The following is an 11,041-nucleotide window of genomic DNA, read 5'->3' as shown; positions in this document are numbered from 1 at the left end:
GGGAGGTCTTGCGGCTTATCGCCGCGGATATGCGGCGCGACGCTGCTCCCGCCGCCGCTGAGCAGTTCAGCCGGGGATGACGACACGCGTGGCGTACGCCACGGCGCGCTCGAGGGGACCACGGCCGAGGAGGAGCGCCCACACGGTGCAGAACACGAGCGTCGCCGCGACGAACGGCCAGAACGGCTGCAGGGCGCGGAAGCCCGACAGATCTCCGACGTCGCCCAGAGCGAACGACGCCCACACGGCCCACGCCGCGATCTGGCCGACGTATGCGGTCAGCGGCATCGACCCCACCGCGCGCACCGGCAGCAGCACGATGCGCGCGGGCGTGCGGCAGATCAGCAGACACAGGCCGACGACGGCGAGCGCGAAGCCGCCCGACCCGACCGCCTCGAGCACGCCACCGGAGTGGGCGCCGTCGGCCAGCACACGTCCGAGGTAGGAATCCTCGTCGACGTCGATGACCGTGGATGCCGCGGCCGCCGCGATCGCGCACGCCGCACCACCGACGGCCAGCGCGACGAGAGTGCGCGGGGAGCGCAGGTCGGAGCGTGCGGCTGCCAGGCCCGCGATCAGGAAGGCCGCCCACAGCAGGAAGGGGTAGTGCCAGCCCAGCAGCAGAACGAGATCGCCGCCGACCGGCCCGGCGGCCACGAGAACCCGATCTGCGAGCGGCAGCAGCCACGGCGCGCCGACACCGACGACGGCAGCGAGCACCCAGAGGGTCGATGCCGACAGGGGCAGCAGCGGCACCGCGAGGAGGAAGAGGATGCCGTACGCCGGCAGGATCACGTAGACCGGCACGCCCGTCGCGTTCAGCAGCATCCCGATGCCCCAGATGATCACCGCACGCACGACCAGTCGGCGCCGCGCGACGACGAGCGTCCGGCCCGACGCGGGGCTGCTGCCCGCACTCGCCCGCGCGCCGCTCATCAGAGCGATCGAGACCCCCGCGAGCGTCGCGAACAGGATCGAGGACCGCCCGTTGACGAGATCGACCCAGGTCGCAGGCTGCGCCGCATCGAAGTGCGGGGTCACCAGGAGGTGCGCGGCGAACATCCCGAACACTGCCAGCCCGCGGGCCAGGTCGATGCCCGCAAGCCTTCCGGCACCGGCGAGCGCAGTCACCGGTCGCGGACGGAGGGCCGTCATCGTCGTCCCGCCGTCCGCATCCGGGTCACTGCTGACGCAGCAGCCAGACCAGAAGAGCCTTCTGGGCGTGGAGTCGGTTCTCCGCCTCATCCCAGACCACGCTCTGCGGTCCGTCGATGACCTCGGCATCCACCTCGTAGCCCCGGTCGGCGGGCAGGCAGTGGATGAAGATCGCGTCCGGATCGGCGAGCTCCATCGTCGCCTGCGTGACCTTGTACCCGCCGAGGTCGTGGACGCGCTGGATCTTCTCCTCCTCCTTGCCCATCGACACCCAGGTGTCGGTGACGATGACGTCGGAGCCGGCGGCGGCCGCGGCGGGATCGGTGAAGAGCGTGACCGAGCCTCCTGTGGTCGCAGCGATCCGCTCGGCGTCGGCGACGACATCGGCGCGAGGAGCGTAGGCGGCGGGCGAGGCGACGCGCACGTGCATCCCCGCCGTCACGCCGGCCAGCACGTAGGAGTGGCCCATGTTCGAGGTGCCGTCGCCGAAGAACGTGAGGGTCAGCCCCTTCAGCTCACCCTTGTGTTCGCGGATGGTGAGCAGATCGGCGAGCAGCTGGCAGGGGTGGAAGTCGTCGCTGAGCGCGTTGATCACCGGCACGGTCGTGCCTCGCGCCATCTCCTCGAGCCCCGCCTGCGCGTAGGTGCGCCAGACGATCGCCGCCACCTGCCGCTCCAGAACGCGCGCGGTGTCGGAGGGGGTCTCCTTGCCGCCGAGCTGGCTGTTCGCCGTCGAGATCACCAGGGGCGAGCCGCCGAGATCGGCGATACCCACCGCGAACGACACGCGCGTGCGGGTCGAGCTCTTGTCGAAGATCACCGCCACGGTCTGCGGGCCTTCGAGGGGCTTCAGCTTCCAGCGGTCCTTCTTGAGCGAGACCGCGAGATCGAGGATCTCGGCCTGCTCGGCCGGGCTGAGGTCGTCGTCGCGGAGCAGATGGCGGGTCATGCGGAGGCCTCCGGGGTCGAGGGGTGGGTGTCGGACGCATCGAGCACGAGGGCGTCGGCGACGGTCGCGAGGGAACGGGTGAACAGGTCGATGAACTCGTCGATCTCGACGTCGCCGATCGTCAGCGCGGGCGCGATGCGGATCGTGCTGTCATTGGCGGCGTTGACGATGAGACCGTGCTGCTGCGCGGCGGCCACGACGGCACCGGCGACGGGATGCCGCAGCGCGACGCCCAGCAGCAGACCGCGCCCGCGGCATCCGTCGATCAGCACCGAGTCGATCTGATCGATCGCGGCACGCAGCTGCTCGCCGCGGACGGCGGCGTTGGCGACGAGCCCCGCGCGATCGATCTCGCCGAGCACGGCCAGGGAGGTCGCCGTCGCGAGCGGATTGCCCCCGAAGGTCGACCCGTGGGTGCCCGGGTAGAAGAGGTCGCTGGCGGCGCCGAACGTGATGAGCGCGCCGATCGGGAAGCCGCCGCCGATGCCCTTGGCGACCGTGATCGCGTCGGGCGTGATCCCCTCGTGCTGGAAGGCGAACCAGGCGCCGGTTCGACCCGCACCCGTCTGGATCTCGTCGACGATCAGCAGCGCACCGTGACGCGCGGTGATCTCACGCGCTGCCGCGAGGTACCCCTCCGGCAGCGGCACGACACCCGCCTCGCCCTTGATCGGCTCGACGAACAGGGCCGCCACGTCGTCGCCGATCGCGGCCTCGAGGGCCTCCACGGTCGAGTCGAGGAACTCGACGCCCGGGACCATCGGCAAGAACGGTGCCTGCATGTACGGTTTGCCGGTGAGGGCGAGCGTGCCCATCGTGCGCCCGTGGAACGCGTCCTTCAGTGCCAGGATGCGGGGGCGCGCGGCACGCGCATCCGTCGCCGCTCCGTGCAGGCGCGCGAGCTTGAACGCGGCCTCGTTCGCCTCGGCTCCCGAGTTGGCGAAGTAGACGCGTCCGGCGTCGCCCGCGCCCGTGAGGCGCTTGAGCTCGGCTGCCAGTGCCAGCTGCGGCGGCGTCGCGAAGAAGTTCGACACGTGCGACAGCGTCGCGGCCTGGCGCGACACGGCCTCCACGAAGACGGGGTGCGCGTGACCGAGGGAGGTGACGGCGATGCCGCCGAGGAAATCGAGGTAGCGGCGTCCGTCCGCGTCCCACAGCGACGACCCCTCGCCGCGGACGAACAGAGCCATCCGGTCGCCGGCGTTGCGGACGAGGTCGCGCCCGGCGTCCTCCTGCCACATCGTCGCTGCCGTCGTCTGCTCCTGTACGCCGCTCACTGCGCCACCACCTCTGTTCCGATTCCCTGTTCCGTGAAGACCTCGACCAGCACCGAATGAGGCTGGCGTCCGTCGATGATCGCCGCCGTGTCGACGCCGCCGTCGACGGCGTCGAGGCACGCCTGCATCTTCGGGATCATGCCCGACTCCAGCCGCGGCAGCATCGCGCGCAGCTCGTCGGCGGTCAGATGCGAGACCAACGAGTCGCGGTTCGGCCAGTCGGCGTACAAGCCCGCGACATCGGTGAGCACGACGAGCTTCGCCGCGCCCAGCGCGATGGCCAGAGCCGCCGCCGCCGCATCCGCGTTGACGTTCAGCGACTGCCCGGGGTTGTCCAGGTCGGGCGCGATCGACGAGACCACCGGGATGCGACCGGCGGCGAGCTGGTCGAGCACCGGCTGCGGGTCGACACGGACCACATCGCCGACGGCGCCGAGGTCGTGCTCGGTCCCGTCGATCACCACACCCCGCCGCCGGCCCTGGAAGAGCCCCGCGTCCTCGCCCGACACACCGACGGCGAAGGGGCCGAACGCGTTGATGCGCCCGACCAGCTGCGGATTCACCTGGCCGGTGAGCACCATCCGAACGACGCTGATCGCCTCGGTGGAGGTCACCCGGTACCCGCCCTTGAACTCGCTGGGGATGGCGAGCCGATCGAGCATCTGCGAGATCTGCGGGCCGCCGCCGTGCACGACGACCGGCTTCACGCCGACGAACCGAAGATAGGCGATGTCCTGCGCGAACGCGTCCTGCAGCTCTTCGGACACCATCGCGTTGCCGCCGTACTTGATGACGATGATCTGGTCGCGGAAGCGCTGCAGCCACGGCAGGGACTCGATGAGGACGGCGGCCTTCTCGGCGGCCTCTTCGGGGGTGGTGTGCTGGATCTTCTCGGTCATGAGCTGTACGCGCTGTTCTCGTGGACGTAGTCGTGCGTCAGGTCGTTCGTGAAGATCGTCGCCGCCGCGTCACCCTCCTTGAGGTCGATGAGCACGTCCGTCGCGCGCGGCGTGAGGTCGACCTCCTCGCGGGGACGGTCAGGGGCGCCGGCGCTGCACAGCCGCACCCCGTTGAAGCTCACGTCCACGGCGTACGGGTCGAAGGCCGCCTGCGTCGTGCCGATCGCCGCCAGAACCCGGCCCCAGTTGGGGTCGTTGCCGAAGATCGCGGCCTTGAAGAGGTTGTTGCGTGCGACCGAGCGGCCCACCTCGACGGCGTCGTCTTCGGATGCCGCGCCCACGACGCGGATGGTGATGTCGTGACTGGCGCCCTCGGCGTCGGCCTGCAGCTGCCGAGCGAGACTCGTGCACACCTCGACGAGAGCCGCACGGAACGCGTCCGCGTCGGGCGTCACGCCGCTCGCGCCACTGACCATCAGCGTCACCTGATCATTGGTCGACATGCAGCCGTCGGAGTCGAGTCGGTCGAAGCTCACCCGGGTGGCGGCGCGCAGATGCGCATCCGCCTCGTCGGCCGACAGCACCGCGTCGGTCGTGATGACCACGAGCATCGTGGCAAGGCCCGGAGCGAGCATCCCCGCGCCCTTGGCCATCGCCCCGATGGTCCACCCGTCACCGGCGAAGACAGCGGTCTTGGGTACGGTGTCGGTCGTCATGATGGCGCGCGCCGCGTGGTCGCCGCCGTCGTCCGAGAGGGCGGAGATCGCCGCCTCGGTACCGGCAAGGACCTTGCCGCGGAAGACCTCGTCGCCCGTGCCGATGAGGCCGGTGGAGCACACGAGCACGTCGCCGGGGCTGATGCTCAGCAGCTCGGCGGCCTTCTCCGCCGTCTGATGAGTGGTCTGGAAGCCGAACGCCCCGGTGAAGCAGTTGGCGCCGCCCGAGTTGAGCACGATCGCCTCGACAGTGCCGTCCTGAATGGCCTGCTGCGACCACAGGATCGGGTTGGCCTTGGCACGATTGCTGGTGAACACGGCGGCTCCGACCTTCAGCGGGCCGCGGTTGACGACGACGGCGACGTCGGGCCTGCCGGTCGATTTGAGACCGGCCACGACGCCGGCGGCGGCGAATCCTGCAGGGGCGGTGACGCTCACGGTGCCACTCCGTTCACGGTCAGGCCCGTGGCCTCCGGAAGGCCCAGGGCGATGTTCATCGACTGGATGGCGGCACCGGCGGTGCCCTTGACGAGGTTGTCGACGGCCGTCACGACGACGACGCGGTTCGCGGCGCGGTCGACCGCGAGTCCGACGAGGGCGGTGTTGGCGCCCAGAACGTCCGCCGTGCGGGGGAACTGCCCCTCGGGCAGCAGGTGAACGAACGTCTCGCCGCCGTACGCACTCTCCCAGGCCGAACGGATCTCGGCATCCGCCACGCCGTCCGCGATCGGCGCGGTGGACGTGGCCAGGATGCCGCGAGCCATCGGCACCAGCACGGGCGTGAAGGAGATGCGGGCCTCGGAAGCGCCGGCCGCCGTGAGCGCCTGCTGGATCTCGGGAATGTGGCGGTGCGTTCCGCCGACGGCATACGGGTTCGCGGTGCCGAGGATCTCGGATGCGAGAAGGTTCGTCTTCAGGCTCTTACCCGCCCCGGAGGGCCCCACGGCCAGCACGCTGACGATGTCGCGGGCGTCGATGACGCCGGCCGCGACGCCGGGGACGAGGCTCAGCGCCACCGTGGAGGCGTTGCAGCCCGGGGCGGCGATGCGGGAGGCGCCGACGATGTGCTCACGCTGCTTCTGCCCGCCCGCGCCGACGATCAGCTCCGGCACGCCGTAGGTCCACGGCTCGTGGAAGGCGCCGCCGTAGAACGCGTCCCACGCCGCCGGCGAGATCAGACGGTGGTCGGCACCGGCGTCGATGACCAGGGGCGTGTCGGCGAGCGCGTCGGTGTACTGACCGGACTGGCCGTGCGGGAGCGCGAGGAAGACCACGTCGTGGCCCGCGAGCACCTCGGGCGTCGTCGGCTGCAGGGTGAGGTCGGCCAGCGAACGCAGGTGGGGCTGATGCTGGATGAGCGCATCGCCGGCGTTGCTGTGCGCGGTGACGGTGCGGATGTGGACGTCGGGATGAGCGGCGAGGAGGCGCAGGATCTCGCCGCCGGCATAGCCGGAAGCGCCGGAGACGGCGACCGAAAGGGTCATTGTTCAACCTTATTGTGACGTGAGTCGGCAAACGGTGGGCTCGAAGCGGCGACACCGGCGACTCGACCCGTCGCGACGACAGGGAGCTCGCGGGGTCGCCTAGAGTCGGCGGCCGTCCTGACGTCGGCGCGCGCGCAGCACCGTGGCAACGGTGACGGGAGCGGCGGCGTGCATGCGGAGACGCTATCGCGCGGCGCGTCGTCGCCGCAAATCGATACCGTCACTGCGCAAGGGCATCGAGGAGCTCGCGCTCGTCAGCGCGCGTGAGCCCGGCGGAGCGGGGACGGTCCAGTCCCCGTCCGCGCTCATCGGCGAGCACGCGCCGCAGCACGTCCTCCAGCGGCCTGTGGCGTCCGCCGAGAATGCGATAGGTGCCATTGGCGCGAGTCGCGAAGCCGGGCACATCGTCGGGCAGCCACAGCGGCAGCGATCGCTCCCCCGCCCAGTACCCCACGCCGTGCGCGACGAGCCACGGCGCGGAGGCCCCGACGAGGCGGCCGGTGTGACCGGCGACGCTGCGAGCGATGGCGAGCACCGCCTCCAGCGGAAGACTGTCGCCGACGGCATTGACGGCACCGGTGAAGCGCGCCGCGCCCACCTCGACCACGAAGTCGGCCAGGTCGTCGACGTCGATCACCTGCATCCGCGCGCCGGGTGCGTCGGGAATCAGCACGGGCTCGGCCGCCGCAGCGGCGAGGCGGGCGACCCAGTAGCCGAAGCGATCGGTGGGGTCACCCGGGCCGACGATCAGCCCCGGGCGCACCACGGCCGCACGGCGGCCGAGGGCGGCTGTCACGGCCTGCTCGGCGGCGGCCTTCTCGCGCCGGTAGTCGTACGGGTCGCCGGGTTCGGCGGCGACGGCGAGGGCGGCGGACTCGTCGGCGCCCGCCACGTCGTCTGTCGCATAGGCGGAGACGCTCGACACGTACGTCCAGTGCCGCGTCCGCTCCGCGAGCACGGCGGTCGCGGCACGCACGTGGTCGGCGGTGGAGGAGATGTCGACGACCTCGTCCCACTCGCGATCCGCGACGGCGGTGTAGGCATCGTCGCGCTCCCGATCGGCGACGACCAGCCGGGTGCCGGCCGGCGCGTCGCGGCCGCCGCGGGCGAGTACCGTCACGGCGGCACCGGCATCCCGCCAGCGCTCCGCGATGCGCCCGGACAGCCATCCGGTCCCGCCGAGGATCAGAACATCGGTCATGTCGTCGGGAAAGCCTTGATGCGCTGGAGAAGGTCAGGACCGGTGCGATCCAGCGTCCGTCCGCCGAGCCACACCCCCAGGGCGGCGGCACCGCCGCCGACGACGATGCCGACCACGAGCGCCACCCATCCCCAAACCGCCGCGCCCGTGATGAAGCCCGCGACAGCGAACGCGATGGCCGGCGCTCCGATGACGAGGCAGGCGCCCATCACGACGAACACGAGCAGGCCGGTCAGGAACGTCTGGCCGGGCACGCTCTTGAACGGGCTGTCGCCCGGCGCGGCGACCGGCGTCACGAGCAGCGCGGACGACACCGCCGAGACGCCGTACCCGCCGAGGACCAGACCGAGCGAGGCCCCGAGGATGCCGGGCAGGTGCGCGAGACGCCCGCTCACCGCCGTCGTGACCACCGCCAGCAGGACGACGAGCGGGATGCCGATGCTTGCCGCCCCGAGCATGCGGCCGAGACGATCGTCGCGCCCGCGGATGCCGGTTGCGAGCACCGACGCGAAAGCCGTGCCGTCGTAGGAGACGTCCGTGTAGCCGGCGAGGCACAGCACCAGGGCTACGAGCACCGCGGAGCCGGAGAACATGAAGCCGTCGATGCCGCCCGTGAACGCGAACAGCAGCGGGAACAGCGGCACGATCAAGAGCTGTCGCAGGTATCGCGGGTCGCGCAGCCAGGCCGTCAGCGACCGCGCCCACGTCGCTCCGACGCCCCCGGTCGGCATGCGCCCGAACAGCCCGAGGGCTCCGGAGCGGGCGACCTTGGCGCTTCGCTGCCGGGGCGCGGTCACGGCACCGCGAAGCGCGCGGGCCCACAGCAGCCACAGCACGCCGAGGGTTGCCACCGCAATGAGCAGACGCGCGGCCGCAGCCGCCCACTGCCCGGCCGCGACGTCAGCGGGAACGGCCCACGCGGCGCCGATCGGCGTCCATCCGAGCACGCCCGCGATCTGCGGAATGCGCTCGCGGACGCCGGCCGTCGAGGTCAGGGCGAGCGTGCCGGTCACGATGGGACCGGCCATGATCAGCAGGACGAGCACGATCGTGCCGATGAACTCGCGCCCGCGTCGGTTTCCCCCCACCCCGCGTGAGAGCGCAGACACGAGCCGCGACGCCACGACGCACGTCAGCACCGCCAGAGCGACGCACACGAGCGCGGTGCCCGCGGCGAGCGGCCACCGGAACCAGAGTGCGAGCGTCGCGAGCGCCGCGATCGACGTGGCGATGCCGGGGATGCCGGTGAGACCGGTGGCGGTGAGGGCCAGCATGATCTGCCGCGTGCTGAGCGGGAACGGAGCGAGCTTGTCGGCATCCACCGTCGTGTCCATGCCCGTGACGAGCACGGGGCCCAGCACCCAGCCCAGCAGCAGTGCCGATCCGCCGATGATGGCGACGGCGCGCGCGCCGTCCAGACTCTGGAACACCGCGACGGCGACGAGGCCCGCGACCACGGACGTGAGGATGCCGAGCGCCCAGAGAATGCCGAAGCAGAAGCCGACCAGCTGCCAGGGGCGACGCGCGAGGGTGTTGCCGAGGATGCGGTACCTCAGCCTCAGGACTGTCGCAACCACTGCGGTCCTTCCGACGTGTGGCGACCTCCCACGAGCGAGAGGAAACGGTCCTGCAGGCTCTCACCCGCGCGCACCTCGTCGACCGTTCCGGCGGCCAGGACGCGACCGGCCGCGATGACGGCGACGTGGTCGCACATACGCTGCACGAGGTCCATCGAGTGGCTGGAGATGATGATCGTGCCGCCCGAGGACGTGTAGGAGCGCAGGACGTCCTCGATGTTGGCCGCTGAGACCGGGTCGACCGATTCGAACGGCTCGTCGAGCACCAGGAGACGCGGCGCGTGCACCAGTGCGCACGCAAGCGCGACCTTCTTCGTCATGCCCGCGGAGTAGTCGGCGACGATCGTTCCGGCGGCCTCGCCGAGGTCCATCAGAGCGATCAGGTCGGCCACGCGAGGCGCGATCTGATCGCGCGGCACCGAGAACATCATCGCCGTGTAGGTGATGAGCTGCTCGCCCGTGAGTCGATCGAACAGACGAACGCCGTCAGCGAGGTTGCCGATGAGGGCTTTGGCGCGCACCGGGTCGGCCCACACGTCGACGCCGTGCACCCAGGCGCTGCCGGCGTCGGGTCGCAACAGGCCGGTGGCCATCGACAGGGTCGTCGTCTTTCCGGCCCCGTTGGGTCCGACCAGCCCGTAGAACGAGCCGGCGGGAACGTTCAGGTCGACGCCGCCGACCGCGGTCTTGTCTCCGAAGCGCTTCACGAGGCCTGCGAGCTGCAGGGCGGGGACCATCTGCGTATCAGTCATCCCCACCGAGCCTAGCCCGACCTCTGCGGGGTGTCGGAAGGCTCTGGCACCATGACCGCATGCTGCAGACCCTCGCCGTCGCCGGCTATCGCTCTCTCCGGGATGTCGTGGTGCCCCTGGGCGGGCTCACCGTGGTCACCGGCCCCAACGGGTCGGGCAAGTCCAACCTCTACCGCGCTCTGCGTCTTCTCGCAGCCTCGGCGCGCGGCGAGGTCGTCGGCGCCGTGGCGCGCGAAGGCGGGTTGTCGTCCGTGCTCTGGGCGGGTCCGGAGAACGGCGGCACCCAAGGCACGGTGCGCCGCGGACCGATCGCCCTGATGCTGGGCTTCTCCTCGGACGAACTCGGCTACCTCATCGACCTCGGCATCCCGCAATCGGACCCCTCCGTCGCCAACCCGTTCGCCCGTGACCCCGAGATCAAGCGCGAGCAGGTCTTCGCCGGCCCTGTGGCGAAGCCCGCAGCGCTGCTGATCGACCGGCGACGGCAGGCGACCCGCGTGCGCGACGGTCGATGGACCGACCTCGACCAGCGCCTCGCGCCCTACGAGAGCATCGTGACCGATCTTGCCGACGGTGACACGGCGCCCGAACTGCTGGCGCTGCGGCGCACGATGAGCGGATGGCGCTTCTACGACCATTTCCGCGTGGATGCGCAGGCCCCGGCCCGCCGACCGCAGGTCGGCACCCGGACTCCGACGCTGTCGCACGACGGGGCAACCCTGGCAGCCACGTGGGCGACGATCGTGGATGCCGGCCACGGCGATGCCCTGCAACGCGCCGTCCGTGACGCCTTTCCCGGCTCTCGCGTCGAGATCGAGTCGAGCGAGGGCCTGTTTCGCCTCGTCCTGCACCAGAACGGCTTGCTGCGTCCGCTGGATGCCGCCGAGCTGTCGGACGGGACGCTGCGCTACCTCTTGCTGTGCGCGGCCCTGCTCCCGGCGCGGCCCGCCCCGCTGCTTGTGCTCAACGAGCCCGAGGCGAGTCTGCACGTGTCACTGCTGACGCCGCTGGCCCGAATGATCCAGCGCGCC

Annotated in this window: 10 protein-coding genes; 1 reads left to right on the top strand and 9 read right to left on the bottom strand. The window is 71.2% G+C overall.

From position 1 onward, the window contains the following. Positions 1-66: 66 nt before the first annotated feature. The 9 genes from I5I_RS06440 to I5I_RS06400 form a co-directional block, all read right to left on the bottom strand. The gene (locus I5I_RS06440) at positions 67-1,155 is read right to left on the bottom strand and encodes a DUF418 domain-containing protein (RefSeq protein WP_036317795.1); all 1,089 of its coding nucleotides are present in this window, start codon (positions 1,153-1,155) and stop codon (positions 67-69) included. A gap of 25 nt (positions 1,156-1,180) precedes the next feature. Further along, a complete protein-coding gene (gene argF, locus I5I_RS06435) occupies positions 1,181-2,104 on the bottom strand; it encodes an ornithine carbamoyltransferase (RefSeq protein ID WP_036317792.1) in 924 nt (307 codons plus the stop codon). After that, positions 2,101-3,381 carry an acetylornithine transaminase gene (locus I5I_RS06430; RefSeq protein WP_275574460.1) on the bottom strand — a complete coding sequence of 427 codons (1,281 nt, stop codon included), beginning with the start codon at positions 3,379-3,381 and terminating at the stop codon, positions 2,101-2,103. Before I5I_RS06430 ends, argF begins: the two co-directional genes overlap by 4 nt. Beyond that, positions 3,378-4,280, bottom strand: coding sequence for an acetylglutamate kinase (gene argB, locus I5I_RS06425; RefSeq protein WP_036317790.1), 903 nt, complete (start codon positions 4,278-4,280; stop codon positions 3,378-3,380). Before argB ends, I5I_RS06430 begins: the two co-directional genes overlap by 4 nt. Then, positions 4,277-5,434, bottom strand: coding sequence for a bifunctional glutamate N-acetyltransferase/amino-acid acetyltransferase ArgJ (gene argJ, locus I5I_RS06420; RefSeq protein WP_036287164.1), 1,158 nt, complete (start codon positions 5,432-5,434; stop codon positions 4,277-4,279). The genes argB and argJ overlap by 4 nt, the downstream gene beginning before the upstream one ends. Then, on the bottom strand, positions 5,431-6,480 hold the full coding sequence (gene argC, locus I5I_RS06415; protein WP_036317788.1) for an N-acetyl-gamma-glutamyl-phosphate reductase: 1,050 nt from the start codon (positions 6,478-6,480) through the stop codon (positions 5,431-5,433). The genes argJ and argC overlap by 4 nt, the downstream gene beginning before the upstream one ends. 220 nt (positions 6,481-6,700) lie before the next feature. Beyond that, positions 6,701-7,681: an NAD-dependent epimerase/dehydratase family protein gene (locus I5I_RS06410; protein WP_036317785.1), complete on the bottom strand. Its 981-nt coding sequence runs from the start codon at positions 7,679-7,681 to the stop codon at positions 6,701-6,703. Further along, positions 7,678-9,258, bottom strand: coding sequence for a hypothetical protein (locus tag I5I_RS06405; RefSeq protein ID WP_036317784.1), 1,581 nt, complete (start codon positions 9,256-9,258; stop codon positions 7,678-7,680). Before I5I_RS06405 ends, I5I_RS06410 begins: the two co-directional genes overlap by 4 nt. Then, positions 9,240-10,010, bottom strand: coding sequence for an ABC transporter ATP-binding protein (locus tag I5I_RS06400; RefSeq protein ID WP_036317781.1), 771 nt, complete (start codon positions 10,008-10,010; stop codon positions 9,240-9,242). The genes I5I_RS06405 and I5I_RS06400 overlap by 19 nt, the downstream gene beginning before the upstream one ends. 59 nt (positions 10,011-10,069) lie before the next feature. Here I5I_RS06400 and I5I_RS06395 point away from each other — a divergent pair. After that, on the top strand, positions 10,070-11,041 hold a 972-nt coding region (locus I5I_RS06395), incomplete at its 3' end, for an AAA family ATPase (RefSeq protein WP_036317779.1).

The organism is Microbacterium sp. B24, from assembly GCF_000333415.1.
Taxonomy (GTDB): domain Bacteria; phylum Actinomycetota; class Actinomycetes; order Actinomycetales; family Microbacteriaceae; genus Microbacterium.
The sequence above is the reverse complement of the archived record's forward strand: the minus strand, read 5'-3'. Positions and strand labels throughout refer to the sequence as shown.